The organism is Bradyrhizobium sp. CCBAU 51753 (assembly GCF_015291565.1).
Taxonomy (GTDB): Bacteria; Pseudomonadota; Alphaproteobacteria; order Rhizobiales; family Xanthobacteraceae; genus Bradyrhizobium; species Bradyrhizobium ivorense.
Genome location: NZ_CP030037.1, coordinates 8669910 through 8689385, shown reverse-complemented (window position 1 = coordinate 8689385; position 19476 = coordinate 8669910). Strand labels below are relative to the sequence as shown.

Below are 19476 nucleotides of genomic sequence, written 5' to 3'. Positions count from 1 at the left end.
CCTCGCCCCGCTTGCGGGGAGAGGTCGATTGCGAAGCAATCGGGTGAGGGGGACTCTCCGCGAATCCAATCTGTGGAGACGGCCCCTCACCCCAATCCTTTCCCCGCCAGAAAGGGGCGAGGGAGAACCCGCAACGCGCAATGCGGCGGCGTGCTCGCGCTGCCGCTGTTTTCATTTGAAGGTGACGTAGCCTCACGATGTATCTTGTCATCGAACAACTGCTGAACGGCCTGCAATTCGGGCTCCTGCTGTTCCTGCTGGCGGCCGGCCTGACGCTGGTGTTCGGCATCATGGACTTCGTCAATCTGGCGCACGGCTCGCTCTACATGATGGGCGCCTATTTCGCCGCGACCTTCGTGGCCTGGACCGGCAGTTTCGTGCTCGGCGCGCTGCTGGCGCTCGGCGCCACGCTGCTGCTCGGCATCGTGCTCGAATTCAGCGCGCTCAGACATCTCTACGGCCGCGATCATCTCGACCAGGTGCTGGCGACGTTCGGCCTGATCCTGTTCTTCAACGACGCCGTCAGGCTGATCTGGGGCCCGGCCGGCCTGGCGCTGCCGCTGCCGACCTGGCTCACGGTGCCGGTGCAGATCATCCCGGGCGTGTACTATCCGGCCTACCGGCTGATGATCATCGTGGTCGCGCTCGCGGTCGCCGCGCTGCTCTATCTCGTCGTGATGCGCACCCGCGTCGGCATGCTGATCCGCGCCGGCGCCTCCAACCGCGAGATGATCGGCGCGCTCGGCATCAACATCAAGCTGCTGTTCACGCTGGTGTTCGGCCTTGGCGCCGCGCTCGCCGGCCTTGCCGGGCTGATGCAGGCGCCGATCCTGACCGTGCAGATCGGCATGGGCGAGAACATTTTGATTTTGGCCTTCGTCATCATCGTGATCGGCGGCATCGGCTCGATCCGCGGCGCGTTCATGGCCGCGATCTTCGTCGGCATGATCGACACCCTCGGCCGCGCCTTCCTGCCGGACCTCCTGCGCAAGGTCTTGAGCGGCGCGGCGGCCTCGACCGCGGCGCCGGCGTTGTCCTCGATGCTGATCTATCTGCTGATGGCGATCGTTCTCGTGGTCCGGCCTGAAGGGCTGTTTCCGGCGGCCAAACGATGAAGCCCAAGCTCAACGCCTCCAGCGCCGTCGCGGCGCTCGTCTGCGCCGCCCTGGTGCTGCTGCCGGTCTATTCGGCGGCGACCGGCAACATCTTCCTCCTCACGCTGTTCACCCGCATCGTGATCTTCGCGCTGGCCGCCGCCAGCCTGAACCTGATCATGGGCTATGGCGGCATGATGAGCTTTGGCCATGCCGCCTATCTCGGCATCGGCGGCTATGCGGTCGGCATTCTCGCCGCCGAGGGCATCGGCTCCGGCTTCATCCAGTGGCCGGTGGCGCTCGCCGCCTCGGCCCTGTTCGCGCTGGTGGTCGGCGCGCTCAGCCTGCGCACCCGCGGCGTCTACTTCATCATGATCACGCTCGCCTTCGCGCAGATGGCCTATTACATCACCTCCGGCCTGTCGCGTTATGGCGGCGACGACGGCCTCACCGTCTACAAGCGCAGCGATTTCGCCGGCCTGATCAACCTGTCGGACCGCAACCAGTTCTACTACCTCTGCCTCGCCTGTCTGTTCGGCGGCCTCTATCTGATCTGGCGCATCGTCAATTCGCGATTCGGCCTTGTCGTGCAGGGCGTCCGCTCCAACGAGCAGCGCATGCAGGCGATCGGCTTCCATGCCAACCGCTACCGCCTGGTCTGCTTCGTCATCGCCGGCACCATCTGCGGCCTCGCCGGCGCGCTGCTCGCCAACAACACCGACTTCGTCAGCCCGGCCGTGATGTACTGGACCCGCTCCGGCGATCTCATGGTGATGGTGATCCTCGGCGGCATGGGTTCGCTGTTCGGTCCGGTGGTCGGTGCGATCGTCTATCTCCTGCTCGAGGAGCTGCTGTCGCAGTTCACCGAGTATTCCGGATTGATCCTCGGCCCGGTGCTGCTGCTGATCGTGCTGTTCGCGCGCGGCGGCATCATGGGCCTGCTCGGGAGGATGAGCCGTGGCTGAATCATTGCTCCGCGTCGACAATCTGGTGCGCCGCTTCGGCGGCATCACCGCGACCGACAATTTGTCGATGGAAGTCGTGCCGGGCGAGCTGCACGCCATCATCGGCCCCAACGGCGCCGGCAAGACCACGCTGATCAGCCAGCTCACCGGACAGCTGATGCCGAACTCCGGCACCATCCAGTTCGGCGGCCGCGACGTCACCGGCCTGCCGTCCTACAAGCGCAGCCGGCTCGGGCTGGCGCGCTCGTTCCAGATCACCTCGCTGCTGAAGGATTTTTCCGCGATCGACAATGTCGCGCTCGCGGCCCAGGCGCATGACGGCCACTCCTTCCGGTTCTGGGGCAATGCGCGCAAGGAGAAGCACCTGCGCGATGGCGCGCGCGCCGCGCTGGAGCGCGTCGGCCTCGGCAAGCGTGCCGATATCGTGGTGTCGCAGCTCAGCCATGGCGAGCAGCGCGAGCTCGAGCTCGCGGTCGCGCTCGCGACCAAGCCCAAGCTGCTGCTGCTGGACGAGCCGATGGCCGGCCTCGGCGTCACCGAATCGGCGCGGATGGTTTCCCTGCTCAAGGAGCTGCGCAAGGAAGTGACCATCGTGCTGGTCGAGCACGACATGGAGGCGGTGTTCGCGCTCGCCGACCGCATCACGGTGCTGGTCTATGGCCGCGTCATCGCCTGCGACGTGCCGGACGCGATCCGCAAGCACGAAGAGGTCAAGCGCGCCTATCTCGGCGAACAGCATGCGGTGACGCGTCATGGCTGAAACAAGAACGGCTGATAATTTGCTCGAAGTCGATGCGATCGAGACCTGCTATGGGCTGAGCCAGGTGCTGTTCGGCTTGTCGCTGCAGATCAAGGCCGGCGAGATGGTCGCGCTGATGGGCCGCAACGGCATGGGCAAGACCACGACCATCCGCTCGATCATGGGCCTGACGCCGGCCCGCGCCGGCGCCATCCGCTTCGCCGGCGAGGCGGTGCGCGGCCTGCCGTCCTACAAGATCGCAAAGCTCGGCATCGGCCTCGTGCCCGAAGGACGCCAGATCTTCCCGAACCTCACGGTGCGCGAAAACCTCGTCGCCGCCTCCGGCAATCGGCTCGGCGCCTCCGATCCCTGGACGATCGAAAAGATCCACGCCCTGTTTCCGCGGCTCGCCGAGCGCACCAGCAACATGGGCGTCACGCTGTCCGGCGGCGAGCAGCAGATGCTGGCGATCGGCCGCGCGCTGATGACCAATCCGAAGCTGCTGATCCTCGACGAGGCGACCGAAGGCCTCGCGCCCTTGATCCGCGACGAGATCTGGAGCTGCCTGTCGATGCTGAAGGGCCGCGGGCAATCGGTGCTGGTGATCGACAAGAACGTCGGAAACCTCGCCCGCATCGCCGACCGCCACTACATCATCGAGCGCGGCAAGACGGTGTGGAGCGGCACGAGCGAGCAACTGATCGCGGAGCCCGATCTGCAGCACAAGTATCTGGGGATTTAGCCCGAGGCGAAGTCTTTCACCGTCATCCTGAGGTGCGAGCCCTTGCGAGCCTCGAAGGATGCACGGCCACCATCCGGGCCGATTCATCCTTCGAGGCTCGCCGAAGAGGCTCGCACCTCAGGATGACGGGTTGGGCAGCGGCGCAACATACCCCGGCGTCGTCCCGGCCTTCGCCGGGACGACAAAACTCAAAACATCTCGAAATATTCGCGCTGCTCCCAGTCCGATACCTCGGCCTGGAAACGCTCGATCTCCGCGTTCTTGATGTGGACGTAGTAGTCGACGAACTCCGGGCCCAGCGCCTGGCGGAAGAACGGGTCGTCGTCGAGCGCGAACACGGCTTCGCGCAGCGATTTCGGCAGCAGCGCGGCCTTGGTCTCGTAGGGCGTATCGGCCGACGGCCCGGGATCGAGCTTGCGGTCGACGCCGTCGAGGCCGGAGAGGATTTGCGAGGCCATGTAGAGATACGGGTTCGCCGCCGGCTCGCCGATCCGGTTCTCCAGCCGCGTCGCGGGATCATTGGCCGCCCCGAGCACGCGGATCATGACGCCGCGGTTGTCGCGGCCCCAGATCGCGCGATCCGGCGCCAGCGAATAGGAGCGGTAGCGCTTGTAGCCGTTGATGGTCGGCGTCGTGAACACGGTCGAGGCGCGGGCATGCTCGATCAGGCCGGCGAGCCAGGCGCGGCCGAGCGGGCTCAAGGTCTCGCCGGTCTCCTTCGCCATGAACACGTTCTCGCCGCCCGCGCGCGACACCAGCGACTGGTGCAAATGCCAGCCGGAGGCAAACACGTTCGGCAGCTTCGGCCGGCACATGAAGGTGGCGTGAGCGCCGTGGCGGCGCGCGATCTGCTTCACCGCGGAGCGGAACAGCACCATGGTGTCGGCCGGCGCGAGGCCTGTGGTCGGCGCGAAGGTGAACTCGCACTGGCTCGGGCCGAACTCGACCTCGACCGAGCGCAAGGGCAGGCCCAGCGCGATGATGTCGCGGCGAATGCTCTCGAGCGCCGGCTCCATCAAATCGTAGCGTTGCTCGGACAGATACTGGTAGCCGTGCCACAGCAGGCTGACATCGGGCGGCCGTCCGGGCTGGCCGGCATCCTCAGGCGCCATATGGGCGTCGTTGAGCTTGAACAGATGGAATTCGACCTCGAGGCCGGCGACGAAGTCGTAGCCGCGGCTGGTGAGCTGATCGAGCACCTTGCGGTAGAGATTGCGGGTTGCGAACGGCACCGGCCGGCCGTCGCTGAAATGGAGATCGCAGAGCAGCCAGCCGGTGTTTTCGGCCCAGGGCAACACGCGGAACGTGGTGGGGTCGGCGACCATCAGCACGTCGGCCGCGCCCTCCATCTCCTTCATGCCGAAACCGCCGCCGGCGCTGAACACCGGAAACACCGTTTTGTGCGAGGTGTCCTTGGCCAGCAGCGACGTCGTGATGGAGCAGCCGCCTTCCAGCGCACGCACCGCCTCGGACGCAATCAGCGTCTTGCCGCGCAAGATACCGTGCTGGTCGGGGAACGACAGGCGGATGACTTCGAGGTTTTTCTCCTCGACGACGCGGCGGAGGCGCTTGGCCGCTTCCTTCTGCTCATCCGACCACAGCCCATGGCGCTCGACGAAGCTCACGGCGTCGCTCCTTTGTTGCTCCCTCTCCCCGCTCTTCGCGGGGAGAGGGTCGGGGTGAGGGGCTCTCTCCACAGGGGTGATCTGTCGATAGACCTGTACCCCCTCACCCGGATCGCTGACGCGATCCGACCTCTCCCCGCAAGCGGGGAGAGGTGAAGGGTGCGAGGCTGCGCCATTGCGGCCATCATCACTCGGCCGCCGTCAGATGCGTCACCTTGCCGGCGATCTCGTGCGGCACCGGGGCGGCCCACGGCGCGCCGCGGCGGCGCTTGACGTCGACTTCCATCCAGTAGAGCTCCCAACCTTGGGTCGGCCCGATGCCGTCCATCGTCGCCGGGCCCTGGATGCTGCGCGCGCTGGCCGCATCGAGGAACAGCAGCGGCTTCTCGCCGCCGGCAACCTTCTGGATCTCGGCCCGCAACAGGCGGCGATACTGCACGATCGCCTTGTCGCTCTGGCCGAGATGCTCGTTGGTGCGGTCCTGGATCGCGCCCATCGATTCCACCGCCCACTGGTCGTGCACGTTGATGTCGGCGCCCATGCCGGTATAGGTCTCGGTCGCCTGCTCGTGCGGATCGAAGCCGTAATCGTTGCTCTTGTTCTTGCGCGAGGTGTAATCCGGCAGCTCGTAGAGCTCGAGCCGCTGTTCGCGCATCTTCTGCTTGTCGACCGGGTTCGTGAAGCTGGTGAAGATCGCGTACCAGTAGCAGTTCTCGTCATCGACTGGCACATGCCACTGCGTGATCGTCATCTCGGTCGACATCGGCAGCACGAAGCCGTGCGGGAAGACCTGGTTGGTCACCCGCACATGGGTGCGCTCCTCGTCGATCTGGCGGAGCGTGATCAGGCGCAGGCCATATTCGGTGTGCTCGACATTGATGATGGGACGGTCGAACTCGCGCATGATCTTGGTCATCGGCATGTCGGTGCCGGCGGAGGCGCCGCGGAACTGCTTGCCGTAGGCGGTCGAGGTGTCCTCGTCCTCGAAGAAGCGGTGCAGGAAGGAGGCGTGCGACGGGTCGATGCCGACCTCGAGCGCCTGCAGCCAGTTGCAGCCCCAATGGCCCTTGAACGCAAAGGTGTGGCTGTCGGGCGCGGTGAAGCAGTCGAGCTCCGGAAACGCCGGCGGCTCGCCTTCGCCGAGATAGGCCCAGAGGATGCCGCTCTTCTCGACCACCGGATAGGCGCGCTGCTTGATGCCCTTGCAGAGCTGCGAGCCGACCGGCTCGGCCGGCGTCTCCAGGCACTGGCCGCTGGTGTCGAACAGCCAGCCGTGGAAGGCGCAGCGCAGCCCGCCATGCTCCAGACGGCCGAAGGCGAGGTCGGCGCCGCGATGCGCGCAGTGGCGGTCGATCAGCCCGTAGCGGCCGTCCTTGTCGCGGAACAGCACCAGGTTCTCGCCGAGCAGTTTGACCGGCCGCACCGCCCGCTCGCCCTGCAGTTCGTCCACCAGCGCCGCCGGCTGCCAGTACATCCGCATCAGCTTGCCGCAGGGGTCCTTGCGGCTGACGCGGGTGATCAGATCGTTCTGCTCCTGGCTCATCATGGCGGCGTCTCCTGGTTTAGGTATGTTCGCCTATTGAACGAATGTTCGAATTATGCCATGTCTGTCACGGACAGCAAGCGTAATTTTTGAACCGTTCAAACCCGAAAAGCCCATGCCCAAGCTGAAACGGCCCGACCAGGACGAGCGCGCCACCGACTTCGTCGAGAGCCTCGATCGCGGCCTGCGGCTGCTGCAGGTGTTCGGCACGGTCACGGGACCCGCGACCTTGAGCGATCTCGCCCGCGCCGCCGACCTGCCGCGCGCCACCGCGCGCCGCATCCTGTTCACGCTGGCGCATGGCGGTTTCGTTGCCACCGACGGCAAGTTGTTCTCGCTGACGCCGCATGTGCTGACGCTCGCCGGCTCCTTCCTGCAATCCAACCAGGTGGTGACGGTGCTGCAGCCGGTGCTCGACCGCATCGCCACGGCAGCACAGGAGATCGCCTCGCTCGCGCTGCTCGACGGCGACGACGTCGTGTTTGTGGCGCGCTCCAGCCCGACGCGGGTGTACTCGGGCGGCCTCGATATCGGCTACCGGCTGCCGGCGTTTTGTACGTCGGTCGGCCGCGCCATGCTCGGCCGCCTTGACGATAACGAGCTCGCGGCGCGGCTGAAGGCGATGCGCCGCGAGCCGGTGACGCCGCAGACCGTGACTGATCCGAAAAAACTGCTCGCCACCATCATCGCCGATCGCGCACAGGGCTATTCGCTGGTCGACCGCGAGGCCGAGCCGCATTTCCGCTCGATCTCGGTGCCGGTGCGCCGCTATGACGGCACCATCGTCGCCGCCATCAACATGGGCGCGCATGTCGATCGCGTGCCGAAGCAGGAGTTGATCGATCGCTTTTTGCCGTTGCTGCGGGAGGGCGCGGAGGATGTGAAGAGCCGGCTGCTGTAAAGGGATTCGCCTCTGAGCCACGTCGTCATTGCGAGCGAAGCGAAGCAATCCATGCATCCACACGCGCGGAAAGATGGATTGCTTCGCTTCGCTCGCAATGACGGGGATAGATGATGCTACAAGGCTACAGCGCGACGCTGCGCAGGCCGAACGACCGTGCTTCGTTCTGCAGCACCGGCCGCACTGAATCGATCAGCCGTGCCGCCGCTGCATCCACGCTGAGGCCGGCAGTATCGACCACCGCCGACGCCCGCGCGTAAAGCGGCTCGCGGCTGACCAAAATGTTGCGCAGCTCGGCCATCGCCGAGCGGTCGTCGGCCATCGGGCGCAGGTCACCCTGGCGGCGGACGCGGGCCATGTGCTCTTCGGGCTCGGCCTTCAGCCAGATCGTGTAGAACGACGACAGGATCAGATCGAAGGTCAGCGCCTCCGAGACGATGCCGCCGCCGGTCGCCAGCACCATCAATTCCTTGCGCGCCAAGAGTTGCGTCAGCGCGGCCTGCTCCATGCGGCGAAAACCTTCCTGGCCGTACAGCGCGATGATCTCGGCGACGGAGAGGCCGTTCTGCGCCTCGATCTCCTTGTTGAGCTCGACGAAGCTCCAGCCGATCTTCTTCGCCAGCATCCGGCCGAGCGTGGTCTTGCCGGCGCCGCGCAGCCCGATCAGCGCGATGCCGGAGAACGAGGCGCGGCGCGGCGCCAAGGGACTGCTGCCGGCGAGAATGTCCTTGGCCTGCGCGATCTGGCTCGGCGACGCTTTTCGCAGGAGATCGCGGATCATGGCCCAGTCGGGGATCGGCTCGGCCGAGGGGATCAGGTCCTCGAGATGCGCGCCCATCGCCCCTGCGACACGGCGCAGCAGCACGATCGAGACATTGCCTTTGCCGCTTTCCAGCTGGGCGATGTAGCGTTCGGAAATGCCGGAGACTTTTGCGAGCACCTTGCGCGACATGCCGCGCAGGGCGCGCGTCGTGCGCACACGCTGGCCGAGCTGGTCCAGGAAGCCGGTTTCCGGATCGTTGTCTGCGGTCATGATCCCCGTGCGAGGCGCGGATCCCGATTGAATCGGGACCAAAGCTCTAGGAAACATAGTGCCGATGAGGATTGACAGCAAGCCAATGTAGTGGCTTTGTATGAATTATAATTCTTATCTCCACGGGAGAGAGCGGTGGCGCGTCTGAGGAGCGGGGCATGACGTACAACGCAGTCACCTGGCTGCTCGACCGCAATGTCGACGAGGGCCGCGGCGGCAAGATCGTCTTCGACGACACGGTTTCCCAGCTCACCTATGGCCGGTTGCAGCAGCAGACCCGGCGGGTCGGCAACATGCTGCGTCGGCTCGGCGTCCGCCGCGAGGAGCGGGTCGCCATGATCATGCTGGATACGGTCGATTTCCCGATCGTGTTCCTGGGGGCGATCCGCGCCGGCGTCATTCCGGTGCCGCTCAACACGCTGCTGACCGCGGAGCAATACGCCTACATCCTCGGCGATTGCCGCGCCCGCGTGCTGTTCGTGTCCGAGGCGCTGCTGCCTGTCGTGAAGGACATCATCGGCCGCATGCCGGACCTCGAGCACGTGGTCGTCTCCGGCAAGGAGGCGCACGGCCACAAGAAGCTCACTGATGAGATCGCGCGCGAGAGCGATGTGTTCGCGACCGCGCCGACCCATGCCGACGAGCCGGCGTTCTGGCTCTATTCGTCGGGCTCGACCGGCATGCCGAAGGGCGTGCGCCATCTGCATTCCAACATGGCCGCGACCGCGGAGACCTACGCAAAACAGGTGCTCGGCATTCGCGAGGACGATGTCGGCCTGTCCGCGGCAAAGCTGTTCTTCGCCTACGGCCTCGGCAACGCGTTGACCTTCCCGATGTCGGTCGGCGCCACTACGGTGCTGAACGCGGAGCGTCCGACGCCGGCCGTGATGTTCGCGCTGATCAACAAGTATCACCCCAGCATCTTCTTCGGCGTGCCCACGCTGTTCGCGGCAATGCTGAACGACGAGGCGATGAAGGGGCAGGGCGGCGGCAAGCGCCTGCGTGTCTGCACCTCCGCCGGCGAGGCGCTGCCGGAATCGGTCGGCAATGCCTGGAAGGCGCGGTTCGGCGTCGACATTCTCGACGGCGTCGGCTCGACCGAGCTGCTGCACATCTTCCTGTCGAACGCGCCCGGCGACATCAAGTACGGCTCATCCGGTCGTCCGGTGCCCGGCTACAATGTGCGGCTGGTCAATGAGCTAGGCGCAGAGGTCGGCGACGGCGAGGTCGGCGAGCTGCTGGTCGATGCGCCCTCGGCCGGCGAGAGCTACTGGAACCAGCGCGCCAAGAGCCGCGCCACTTTTGAAGGCGCCTGGACCCGCACCGGCGACAAATACATCCGCGACAGCGACGGCCGTTACACCTTCTGCGGCCGAGCCGACGACATGTTCAAGGTATCGGGCATCTGGGTGTCGCCGTTTGAGGTCGAGAGCGCGCTGATCACCCATCCGGCGGTGCTGGAAGCCGCCGTGGTGCCGGAAGCCGATCCGGAAGGGCTGCTGAAGCCGAAGGCCTACGTGGTGCTGCGGCCCGAGAGCACGAAAGAGGGTCTGCACGAGGCGCTGAAGGAGCACGTCAAGCAGAAGATCGGCCCCTGGAAATACCCGCGCTGGATCGACGTGGTGGAGAGCTTGCCGAAGACCGCGACCGGCAAGATCCAGCGCTTCAAGCTGCGCGACGGCGAGGGCGCCAAGCACTAAAGCACCGGCATGGAGCTTGGCGTGAGCGTGTGTGAGGTGAGCACCCTGGGCGGGCTCCCTCCCCCCTTGCGGGGGAGGGTTGGGGAGAGGGGTGAGCCCCGGGCGCTGACGTCAGATATGGGGCGCCATCTCGGCGACGGATTTCGCGGAGAGTGGCGTTTCGCTCCCCGTCGCGCAGCGGAGCAAGCGGCACCCCTCTCCCTGCCCCTCCCCCGCAAGGGGGGAGGAAATGAGAGAGTTGTGCGCGCCTCGCCAGCAAATCGAGAACGGAGCTTCGTATGACACTCGCACCCAACGGCTCCCTCAGCATCGACGGCGCCGAGCTCGAATATCGCATGCTTGGCCCGTCACCCGACTCAGCGCCGACCATCGTGATGCTGCATGAAGGCCTCGGCTCGGTCGGCCTGTGGGGCGATTTTCCGGAAAAGCTGCAGGCGGCGACCGGCGCCGGCGTGCTGGTCTATTCGCGCGCCGGCTATGGCGCATCAACGCCGGCAAAGCTGCCGCGTCCGGTCGATTACATGCATCGCGAGGCGCTCGATGTCCTGCCGAAACTGCTCGACCGGATCGGCTTCCGCCGCGGCCTCCTGGTCGGCCATTCCGACGGCGCGTCGATTGCGGCGATCTATGCCGGTGCGCATCAGGATCATCGCCTGCACGGGCTCGCGCTGATCGCGCCGCACTTCATCGTCGAGGACATCTCAGTGAAATCGATCGCCGAGATCAAGACGGCGTATGAGACCACCAATCTGAAGGAGAAGCTGGCGCGCTGGCACAAGGACGTCGACAACGCGTTCTATGGCTGGAACGGTGCCTGGCTCGATCCGAAATTTCGCGACTGGGATATCTCCGAGTACCTCGCCTATATCCGCGTGCCGGTGCTGATCGTGCAGGGCGTCGACGATCAATACGGCACGATGCGCCAGGTCGAGATCGCCAGGGACGAATGCTACTGCCCGGTCGACGTCGCCGTGGTCGCAGGCGCCGGCCACTCGCCGCACCGCGAGGTGCCGGCGGTGACGCTGGAGGCGGTCACCGATTTCGCCAAAGCGGCGCTGCGCGACGACCGGACGCTGGCGGCCTGAGAGGGCTGCGGATGTATCCGGCCGCGTCATTGCGAGCGAAGCGAAGCAATCCATCGAGCAGCGCACGCGGGCGCATGGATTGCTTCGCTCCGCTCGCAATGACGGGGATAGAGCTAGGTCATTGGACAGGCGGGCGATTTTCCGAACATGAAACAAAATGCATGTTTTTGCATTTTGAACTAGACCAGATCGAAAACATGCATTATTGTGCATGAAGATATCAGAACCAATAACGGCAAAGGGTGGCCCAATGGCTGGCGACGATCGCGTCCTTGCAGGCGGGGCGAAATACATCGATTTCCAGACCGAGCCGCAGCGCTACCGGCACTGGAAGCTGGACGTCGCCGGTGACGTCGCGACGCTCACCATGGACGTCGACGAAAATGCCGGCCTGTTCGAGGGCTACCAGCTCAAGCTGAACTCCTACGACCTCGGCGTCGACATCGAGCTGGCGGACGCCGTGCAGCGGCTGCGCTTCGAGCATCCCGAGGTCAAGGTCGTGGTGATGCGGTCGGGCAAGAACCGGGTGTTCTGCGCCGGCGCCAACATCCGCATGCTGGCCGGCTCGACCCACGCCCACAAGGTCAACTTCTGCAAGTTCACCAACGAGACCCGCAACGGCCTGGAGGATTCTTCGGAGAATTCCGGCCAGAGTTTTATCTGCGTGGTCAACGGCACCGCGGCCGGCGGCGGCTATGAGCTGGCGCTCGCGACCGACCACATCATGATGGCCGATGACGGCGCGGCCGCGGTGGCGCTGCCGGAAGTGCCGCTGCTCGCGGTGCTGCCGGGCACCGGCGGCCTCACCCGCGTGGTCGACAAGCGCAAGGTGCGCCGCGACCATGCCGACTTCTTCTGCACCATCGAGGAAGGCATCAAGGGCAAGCGCGCCGTGCAGTGGCGGCTGGTCGACGAGATCGCGCCGAACTCCAAGCTCGAGGGCAAGCTCGCCGAGCGCGTCAAGGAATTCGCCGCGAAGTCGAAGCGCAACGGCACCGGCAAGGGCATCGCGCTGACCAAGCTGAACCGGACCGTCGACGACAGCGCGATCCGCTACGATTTCGTCAGCGTCGACATCGACCGCAACGCGCGCATCGCCACCATCTCGATCAAGGCGCCGGAAACCGCCGCGCCGGCCGACATCGACGGCATGATCGCGCAGGGTGCGTCGTTCTGGCCGCTGCAGGTCGCGCGCGAGCTCGATGACGCGATCCTGCATCTGCGCCTCAACGAGCTCGGCATCGCGATGCTGGTGTTCAAGAGCCACGGCGACCGCGCCAATGTCGTGTCGTATGACGCGTTCCTGGACGCCAACAAGGCGCACTGGCTGGTCAACGAGATCAGGCATTACTGGAAGCGCGTGCTCAAGCGCATCGACGTCACCTCGCGCACGCTGGTGACGCTGGTCGAGCCCGGCTCCTGCTTCGTCGGCACGCTGGCCGAGCTCGTGTTCGCCGCCGACCGCTCGTACATGCTGATCGGCCAGAAGCAGGGCGACAACCGCCCGCCGCCGGCGATCGAGCTCACCGCGATGAACTTCGGCCCGTATCCGATGAGCCACGGCCTGACCCGGCTGCAGTCGCGCTTCCAGGCCGACCCGTCGGATCTCGAGCGCGCGCAAGGATTGATCGGCAAGGCGCTCGATGCGGAAGAGGCCGAAGAGCTCGGCCTCGTCACCTTCGCGCTCGACGACATCGACTGGGACGACGAGGTCCGCGTGTTCTTCGAGGAGCGCACCTCGTTCTCGCCCGACGGCCTCACCGGCATGGAAGCCAATCTGCGCTTCGTCGGTCCGGAGACCATGGAATCGAAGATCTTCTCGCGCCTCACCGCGTGGCAGAACTGGATCTTCCAGCGGCCGAACGCGGTCGGTGAGGACGGCGCGCTGCGCCGCTACGGCACCGGCCAGAAGGCGCAATTCGACATGACGCGCGTGTAGAGGCGAATACCGCCGTCATCCTGAGGTGCGAGCGCTTGCGAGCCTCGAAGGATGATTGGGGGAAAAGAATGCCGAACAGCATCCTTCGAGGCTCGCGCAAAATGCGCGAGCACCTCCAGCGACAATGGCGAAGCCATTGTGCAGGGATGACGACGGAGCAAGATGCGATGCGAGCCAGGATGAAAAGGAGCACGCCGTGAACATGAACATCATGAACGTCGATTACTCGACCAAGATCCCGAACAACGTGAACCTCGCCGAGGACCGCCAGGTGCTCAAGGCGCTGGAGGGCTGGCACCCCGGTTACATGGACTGGTGGAGCGACATGGGCCCGGACGGCTTCCAGGAGTCGCTGGTCTATCTGCGCACCGCCTATTCGGTCGATCCGCGCGGCTGGGCCAAGTTCGACTATGTGCGGATGCCGGAATATCGCTGGGGCATTCTACTGGCCCCGCAGGAAGAGAACCGCGTCATCCCGTTCGGCGAGGACTTTGGCAAGCCGGCCTGGCAGGAAGTCCCCGGCGAGCATCGCGCCATGCTGCGCCGCCTGATCGTGATCCAGGGCGACACCGAGCCGGCCTCGGTCGAGCAGCAGCGCCATCTCGGAAAGACCGCGCCCTCGCTCTACGACATGCGCAATTTGTTCCAGGTCAATGTCGAGGAAGGCCGCCATCTCTGGGCGATGGTCTACCTGCTGCAGAAGTATTTTGGCCGCGACGGTCGCGAGGAAGCCGATGATTTGCTGCGCCGCCGCTCCGGTGACGCGGATTCCCCGCGCATGCTCGGGGCCTTCAACGAGGCGACGCCGGACTGGCTGTCGTTCTTCATGTTCACCTACTTCACCGACCGTGACGGCAAGATGCAGCTGCACTCGCTGGCGCAGTCGGGCTTCGATCCGCTGTCGCGCACCTGCCGCTTCATGCTGACCGAGGAAGCGCACCACATGTTCGTCGGCGAGACCGGCATCACCCGCGTCGTGCAGCGCACCGTTGATGCGATGCGCGAGGCCGGCATCACCGATCCGACCGACATCGCCAAGGTTCGTGCGCTCGGGGTGATCGACCTGCCGACCATCCAGAAGAAGCTGAACCTGCACTATTCGCTGTCGCTCGACCTGTTCGGCTCGGAAGTGTCGACCAATGCGGCCAACGCCTTCAACGCCGGCATCAAGGGCCGCTACAAGGAAACCACCATCGAGGACGATCACCAGCTCAAGAACTCGACCTATCCGGTCATGAAGTTGGTCGACGGCCAGATCAAGATGGTCGACGAGCCGGCGCTGACCGCGCTCAACATGCGGCTGCGCGACGACTACACGCAGGACTGCGTCAAGGGCATGCTGCGCTGGAACAAGGTGATCTCGACCGCGGGCTACGACTACAAGCTCACGGTGCCGAACACCGTCTTCCATCGCCAGATCGGCGAGTTCAAGGATGTCCACGCGACGCCCGATGGCCTGTTGATCGACAACGCCACCTGGGCCAAGCGCAAGAACGAGTGGCTACCGTCGACCGAGGACGGCGACTTCATCGCCTCGCTGATGAAGCCGGTCACCGAGCCCGGCCAGTTCGCCTCCTGGATCTCGGCGCCCAAGGTCGGCATCGACAACAAGCCCGGCGATTTCGAGTATGTGAGAATCGAGAGCTGATCGCGCGCGATCCGGAAAAGTGTGAAGCGGTTTTCCGACGAGATCATGCTCAAATAAGAGTTCTCTCCTCCCGGAGAGAGACCACGAAAGGGGTGAGCCGAGAAGGTCCTGGCTCGCCCCTTTCTTTATTTTGATGCGTGCGCCTGCTCAGAGCGTAATGAGGCTAGGGTTGATTAGTCCGACCACGTGCTCGCTTCACCTCTCCCCGCTTGCGGGGAGAGGTCGGATCGCTCTTGCGATCCGGGTGAGGGGGTACAGGTCTCTCAACGATCACACGGGCGGAGAAAGCCCCTCACCCCAACCCTCTCCCCGCAAGAGCGGGGCGAGGGAGCACACTTCCGATGCCGCGCGTTTGCCGCCTACCCCGCGATCTCCAGCCCGGCGGCCGCGTAGACCACGCCGCCGTCGACCGCGATGGTGGTGCCCACCACATAGTCGCCGGCGCGCGAGGCGAGATAGATCGCGGTCCCCGCCATATCCTCGTCGGTGCCGACCCGCCGCGACGGCACGCGCTGGGCGACCTCGTCGGCGTGATCGCGCGCGGCGCGGTTCATGTCCGACTTGAAGGCGCCCGGCGCGATCGCGGTGACGTTGATGTTGTCCTTGACCAGGCGCGTCGCCATCCGCCGCGTCAGATGGATCACCGCCGCCTTGCTCGCGGCATAGGAGTAGGTCTCCATCGGATTGACGAAGATGCCGTCGATCGAGGCGATGTTGATCACCTTGCCCGGTCTGTCGTGCGAGGCCGCCGCGCGCAGCGGCTTTGCCAGCGCCTTGGTCAGGAAGAAGATCGATTTGACGTTGAGGTTCATCACCTTGTCCCAGCCGCTCTCCGGGAATTCGTCGAAATCGGCGCCCCAGGCCGCGCCGGCATTGTTGACGAGGATGTCGAGCTTCGGCTCGCGCTTGCTGATTTCCGCAGCGAGCTTGTCGCAGCCCTCGACGGTCGAGATGTCGATCGGCAGCGCGATACATTCGCCGTCATAGGCGGCCGACAGCTCCTGGGCGGTGGCCTCGCAGGGCCCGGCCTTGCGTGCGGTGATGTAGACCTTTGCCGCGCCCTGCGCGAGGAATCCGGCCGCGATCATCTTGCCGATGCCGCGCGATCCGCCGGTCACCAGCGCGACGCGGCCGTTGAGTGAGAACAGGTCCTTGAACATTGCGTTCCTCCGTTGCGTTGCCGTTGGTTCTGGGCGTGGCGGAGGGGCGAGTCAAGAAACATGGAGGCACCGGTAGCCCGGATGGAGCCAACGGGTCGCGCGAACGCGCGCCCGATGACAGGCTCCGCGTAATCCGGGAGAGGTCTATCCGCGGACGCACCTGCCCCGGATTGCGCTGCGCTTCATCCGGGCGACGTGGAGCGGTCAAGCCGCCCGGTCGAACCCCGGCAGCCGCCGGCTACTTTGCATGGGGTTGTTTTCGCTGTTTTGGCAGCGTGATCCGCGGCGGCCTGTCCCGGATTGCGCTCTACGCCGCGTCGACGCGGCGAAAGCCGTTCCACACCGCGGTGGCGGCGCCGGAGGTCAGGACCGGCAACAGCCGCGGCTGCTGGTAATGGCCGTTGAGCGAGACCCGCTGCAGCGCCGTCATGTGGTCGGCGCTCTCCGCAAACAGCATGCCCGGCCGCGTGGTGACCGCGGTCCGGAAGCCGATCTTTTTGGCGAGCGCGAATTCGCGCTGGCCGGCGGCGATCCGGTCGCCATAGGGATAGGCGAGATGCAGCACCGGCCGCTGCAGCGCGTCCTCGATTCGGGCGCGGCTGGTCGCAAGTTCGAACGCGGCGATGGTCTCGCTCTGCTTGGCGAGATTGCAATGGGTGATGGTGTGCGCGCCGATGGTGACCAGCGGATCGTCGGCAAACGCGCGCAATTCGTCCCAGGACATGCAGAGCTCGCGGGCGATGCCGGTTTGATCGACGCCATGCCGGGTGCAGAGCGTCGCGATCGCATCCTGCATCTCGGCCTCGCCGGGCAGTGAACGCAGCCACGTATGCATGCGGTTGAAGGCGGCCTGTTTGGCCGGTGCCGTCGCGGTGTCGAGCCGGGTCATCGCGCCGTCGATCGGCACCTCGATCGCGGACGCCGCCGCGATCACCCGCTCCAGCGCGATCCACCACAGCCGGCCGCAACCCTCGGCGAAATCGCTGGCGACATAGACGATCAGCGGCGCGTCGAACTCGCGCATCACCGGCAGCGCATAATCCCGGTTGTCGCGATAGCCGTCGTCCAGGGTGAAGCAGGCGAAGCGCCGCGAAAAATTCCGTTCGGTGAGACGGCGATGCGCCTCGTCCATGCTGACGACGTCGACATCGAGCTCGCGCAGATGCGTCAGCATCCTGCGCAGGAAGTCCGGTTCGACCTCGAGATGGCGATTGGGCTGGAACACGTCGCTACGCGGCGGGCGCACGTGGTGCAGCATGAAGATGGTGCCGACGCCGGCGAAGATCGGCCGCAGCAGCACATGGGCACCCGAGAAATACAGCGCTTCCATCCCGGCGCGGATCACGGCGTTGCGGAGTTGTTTCATGAGGGCGCGGGCCGGCCGATTTGCATTCCGCGCTGAACTTAGCGAAAGACCACTGAAGAAACTGTTATTCCGCTCGGACACGGCGGCTCCGCAGGGCAGCGCGATTTGGGGTTTGACAGTCAGCCAAGGGTTTGTTTTCTCTCTGGTTCCCGACCCGCAGGACCCTGAATGCACGGACTTTTCAAGTGGAGTAGCAAGTGGTGGCCGGGTGTGATTCCGCTGGTCATCTTTTGGGGTATCGCGGCCTGGACCAGCACGGCAACGGTGGAGGGCGATCTTGCCGCGCGTTCTAATGCCGCACTCAAGGACACCGTGCTCGACAAGCGCCGCATCAGCGTCGACGGCCGCGACGTCACCTTTTCCGCCAACGCCTTCTCCGAAGACGGCCGTCTCAGCGCAGTGGCCTCGGTCGACGCGGTGCCGGGCGTTCGGCTGGTCAACGATGAAACCCGCCTTGTTCCGGAAGCCAAGCCGTTCGTCTGGTCCGCCGAGCGCGACGTCGTGCGCGTGACGCTTGGCGGCAACGCACCATTGCCGTCGAGCAAGAGCAAGCTGGTGGAGGCCGCGAAGGCCGGTCTCGGCGGCGGCGTCGAGGTCGCGGACCAGATGGCGCTGGCCCGCGGCGCGCCGCAGCGCTTCGACGCCGTGGCGCTGCTGCTGCTCGATCAGATCGGCAAGCTGAAGGACGGCAAGATCACGCTGACCGACACCAAGATCGCGCTCGCCGGCATGGCGCGCGAGCTCGGCGGCCGTGAAGCGATCGCGGCCGCGCTGAAGAACCTGCCGGAGGGCTACTTGGTCGCCGCCAACGACATCAAGGCGCCGCCCTACGTGTTCCAGGCCTACAAGGATCCGGTCGCGGTGACGCTGACGCTGACCGGGTACGTCCCCGACAACAACATGCATGCCGCGCTGGTCGCCGCAGCGGGGCGAAAATTCTTCAGCGAAAAGGTGGTCGACAATCTCAAGGCCAGCGTCGGCGCGCCGTCGGGCTTTGCCGCCGCGGTGGTGCCGGCGCTCGGCGCGCTGTCGCGGCTGTCGACCGGCACGCTGGTGGTGTCGGACCGCGAGGTCAAGCTGTCGGGCGATGCGCTCTACGACGCCGCCGCCGGCCAGATCCGCGACGGCCTCGGCAAGGATTTTCCGCAGGGCTGGCAGTACAAGGCCGAAGTCACGGTCAAGCCGGCGGCGGCGCCGGTCGATCCCACGGTGTGCCAGCAGCTGTTCTCCGAGATCCTCTCCAAGGGCAAGATCCGCTTCGAATCCGGCAAGGCCGACATCGTCCCTGATTCCGCCGGGCTGCTCGACCGCCTGATCGAGACCGCGATGCGCTGCCCCAACGCGACCATCGAGGTCGCGGGCCACACCGACGGCGACGGCGACGAAGCCGCCAACCGCGCGCTGTCGGAGCGGCGGGCGCAGGCGGTGGTCGACTATCTGGTGCGCGCCGGGCTACCGGCCAGCCGCTTCACGCCGATCGGCTATGGCAGCACGCAGCCAGTGGCCGGCAACGACAGCGAAGACGGCAAGGCGCAGAACCGGCGCATCGAATTCGTGGTGAAGTAGCGATGATGGCGCTTGCGACATTCTTCTGGGGTTGGCTGCTGGCGGCGCTGCTGCTCGGCTTCGGCATGGGGTGGATCGCCGTGGTGCATCGGGCGCAGGGCGTCTCCCGGATGTGGATGCGCTGGCTGGCGTTGCTGGCCATCGCGCTGCTCGCCGCGTCATTCAGCCGGATCGTGCCCGGCCGCTTCGGCTATTGGCTCGACCTCTTCCTGGTGATGTTCGCGCTCTACCTGGTCGGCTGCGCCATCGGCTCCTGGCTGCGCGACCGGGTGGTGTCACGCAGCCGGCCGGCGAACTGAGATCCCAACACCTGCCTGACTGAAAGGAAGCGTCGGCGCCGCGCCGGCGATCCCAAATCGCTGCTTGACAA

16 protein-coding genes are annotated in these 19476 nt (G+C 65.6%); 11 read left to right on the top strand and 5 right to left on the bottom strand.

What is annotated here, in order from left to right:
• Window positions 1-197 precede the first annotated feature (197 nt).
• From XH93_RS39950 to XH93_RS39935, 4 genes are read left to right on the top strand one after another with little or no spacing between them, the layout of a single operon-like run.
• Window positions 198-1115: a branched-chain amino acid ABC transporter permease gene (locus XH93_RS39950; RefSeq protein ID WP_194471644.1), complete on the top strand. Its 918-nt coding sequence runs from the start codon at window positions 198-200 to the stop codon at window positions 1113-1115.
• Complete coding sequence (locus tag XH93_RS39945; RefSeq protein ID WP_194471643.1) at window positions 1112-2059, top strand: branched-chain amino acid ABC transporter permease; 948 nt, start codon at window positions 1112-1114, stop codon at window positions 2057-2059. Before XH93_RS39950 ends, XH93_RS39945 begins: the two co-directional genes overlap by 4 nt.
• Window positions 2052-2819 carry an ABC transporter ATP-binding protein gene (locus XH93_RS39940; RefSeq protein ID WP_194471642.1) on the top strand — a complete coding sequence of 256 codons (768 nt, stop codon included), beginning with the start codon at window positions 2052-2054 and terminating at the stop codon, window positions 2817-2819. The genes XH93_RS39945 and XH93_RS39940 overlap by 8 nt, the downstream gene beginning before the upstream one ends.
• Window positions 2812-3540: an ABC transporter ATP-binding protein gene (locus tag XH93_RS39935; RefSeq protein ID WP_194471641.1), complete on the top strand. Its 729-nt coding sequence runs from the start codon at window positions 2812-2814 to the stop codon at window positions 3538-3540. The genes XH93_RS39940 and XH93_RS39935 overlap by 8 nt, the downstream gene beginning before the upstream one ends.
• A gap of 188 nt (window positions 3541-3728) precedes the next feature.
• On the opposite strand, the gene XH93_RS39930 is transcribed toward XH93_RS39935, so the two are convergent.
• Together XH93_RS39930 and XH93_RS39925 are read right to left on the bottom strand one after the other, a co-directional pair.
• On the bottom strand, window positions 3729-5165 hold the full coding sequence (locus tag XH93_RS39930; RefSeq protein ID WP_194471640.1) for a glutamine synthetase family protein: 1437 nt from the start codon (window positions 5163-5165) through the stop codon (window positions 3729-3731).
• Window positions 5166-5352: 187 nt separating this feature from the next.
• Window positions 5353-6711, bottom strand: coding sequence for an aromatic ring-hydroxylating dioxygenase subunit alpha (locus tag XH93_RS39925; RefSeq protein ID WP_194471639.1), 1359 nt, complete (start codon window positions 6709-6711; stop codon window positions 5353-5355).
• A gap of 112 nt (window positions 6712-6823) precedes the next feature.
• Between XH93_RS39925 and XH93_RS39920 the strand changes: the two genes are divergently transcribed.
• On the top strand, window positions 6824-7609 hold the full coding sequence (locus XH93_RS39920; protein ID WP_194471638.1) for an IclR family transcriptional regulator C-terminal domain-containing protein: 786 nt from the start codon (window positions 6824-6826) through the stop codon (window positions 7607-7609).
• Between the two features lie 124 nt (window positions 7610-7733).
• On the opposite strand, the gene XH93_RS39915 is transcribed toward XH93_RS39920, so the two are convergent.
• On the bottom strand, window positions 7734-8642 hold the full coding sequence (locus XH93_RS39915; protein ID WP_139480360.1) for a helix-turn-helix transcriptional regulator: 909 nt from the start codon (window positions 8640-8642) through the stop codon (window positions 7734-7736).
• Between the two features lie 158 nt (window positions 8643-8800).
• Here XH93_RS39915 and XH93_RS39910 point away from each other — a divergent pair, with 158 nt between their 5' ends.
• From XH93_RS39910 to boxB, 4 genes are all read left to right on the top strand, one after another.
• Window positions 8801-10342: a benzoate-CoA ligase family protein gene (locus XH93_RS39910; RefSeq protein ID WP_194471637.1), complete on the top strand. Its 1542-nt coding sequence runs from the start codon at window positions 8801-8803 to the stop codon at window positions 10340-10342.
• A gap of 278 nt (window positions 10343-10620) precedes the next feature.
• On the top strand, window positions 10621-11427 hold the full coding sequence (locus XH93_RS39905) for an alpha/beta fold hydrolase (RefSeq protein WP_194471636.1): 807 nt from the start codon (window positions 10621-10623) through the stop codon (window positions 11425-11427).
• A gap of 250 nt (window positions 11428-11677) precedes the next feature.
• Window positions 11678-13366, top strand: a complete 1689-nt coding sequence (boxC, locus tag XH93_RS39900) for a 2,3-epoxybenzoyl-CoA dihydrolase (protein WP_194471635.1) — start codon at window positions 11678-11680, stop codon at window positions 13364-13366.
• Window positions 13367-13562: 196 nt separating this feature from the next.
• Window positions 13563-15014 carry a benzoyl-CoA 2,3-epoxidase subunit BoxB gene (boxB, locus tag XH93_RS39895; protein WP_194471634.1) on the top strand — a complete coding sequence of 484 codons (1452 nt, stop codon included), beginning with the start codon at window positions 13563-13565 and terminating at the stop codon, window positions 15012-15014.
• 359 nt (window positions 15015-15373) lie between these two features.
• Here boxB and XH93_RS39890 read toward each other — a convergent pair whose 3' ends face one another.
• Window positions 15374-16174, bottom strand: a complete 801-nt coding sequence (locus XH93_RS39890) for an SDR family NAD(P)-dependent oxidoreductase (RefSeq protein WP_194471633.1) — start codon at window positions 16172-16174, stop codon at window positions 15374-15376.
• A gap of 307 nt (window positions 16175-16481) precedes the next feature.
• A complete protein-coding gene (locus XH93_RS39885; protein ID WP_194471632.1) occupies window positions 16482-17540 on the bottom strand; it encodes a polysaccharide deacetylase family protein in 1059 nt (352 codons plus the stop codon).
• Window positions 17541-17708: 168 nt separating this feature from the next.
• Between XH93_RS39885 and XH93_RS39880 the strand changes: the two genes are divergently transcribed.
• Both XH93_RS39880 and XH93_RS39875 read left to right on the top strand, forming a co-directional pair.
• The gene (locus XH93_RS39880) at window positions 17709-19106 is read left to right on the top strand and encodes an OmpA family protein (RefSeq protein ID WP_194471631.1); all 1398 of its coding nucleotides are present in this window, start codon (window positions 17709-17711) and stop codon (window positions 19104-19106) included.
• A gap of 2 nt (window positions 19107-19108) precedes the next feature.
• Window positions 19109-19405, top strand: a complete 297-nt coding sequence (locus XH93_RS39875; RefSeq protein WP_139858229.1) for a hypothetical protein — start codon at window positions 19109-19111, stop codon at window positions 19403-19405.
• Window positions 19406-19476: the final 71 nt, after the last annotated feature.

What these genes read in the sequence shown, in the direction of transcription:
- XH93_RS39915 (WP_139480360.1), bottom strand. Translation starts at nt 8,642, where the DNA reads ATGACCGCAGACAACGATCCGGAAACCGGCTTCCTGGACCAGCTCGGC.
- XH93_RS39910 (WP_194471637.1), top strand. Translation starts at nt 8,801, where the DNA reads ATGACGTACAACGCAGTCACCTGGCTGCTCGACCGCAATGTCGACGAG.
- XH93_RS39950 (WP_194471644.1), top strand. Translation starts at nt 198, where the DNA reads ATGTATCTTGTCATCGAACAACTGCTGAACGGCCTGCAATTCGGGCTC.
- XH93_RS39905 (WP_194471636.1), top strand. Translation starts at nt 10,621, where the DNA reads ATGACACTCGCACCCAACGGCTCCCTCAGCATCGACGGCGCCGAGCTC.
- XH93_RS39945 (WP_194471643.1), top strand. Translation starts at nt 1,112, where the DNA reads ATGAAGCCCAAGCTCAACGCCTCCAGCGCCGTCGCGGCGCTCGTCTGC.
- XH93_RS39875 (WP_139858229.1), top strand. Translation starts at nt 19,109, where the DNA reads ATGATGGCGCTTGCGACATTCTTCTGGGGTTGGCTGCTGGCGGCGCTG.
- XH93_RS39880 (WP_194471631.1), top strand. Translation starts at nt 17,709, where the DNA reads ATGCACGGACTTTTCAAGTGGAGTAGCAAGTGGTGGCCGGGTGTGATT.
- XH93_RS39885 (WP_194471632.1), bottom strand. Translation starts at nt 17,540, where the DNA reads ATGAAACAACTCCGCAACGCCGTGATCCGCGCCGGGATGGAAGCGCTG.
- XH93_RS39935 (WP_194471641.1), top strand. Translation starts at nt 2,812, where the DNA reads ATGGCTGAAACAAGAACGGCTGATAATTTGCTCGAAGTCGATGCGATC.
- XH93_RS39890 (WP_194471633.1), bottom strand. Translation starts at nt 16,174, where the DNA reads ATGTTCAAGGACCTGTTCTCACTCAACGGCCGCGTCGCGCTGGTGACC.
- boxC (WP_194471635.1), top strand. Translation starts at nt 11,678, where the DNA reads ATGGCTGGCGACGATCGCGTCCTTGCAGGCGGGGCGAAATACATCGAT.
- XH93_RS39925 (WP_194471639.1), bottom strand. Translation starts at nt 6,711, where the DNA reads ATGATGAGCCAGGAGCAGAACGATCTGATCACCCGCGTCAGCCGCAAG.
- XH93_RS39920 (WP_194471638.1), top strand. Translation starts at nt 6,824, where the DNA reads ATGCCCAAGCTGAAACGGCCCGACCAGGACGAGCGCGCCACCGACTTC.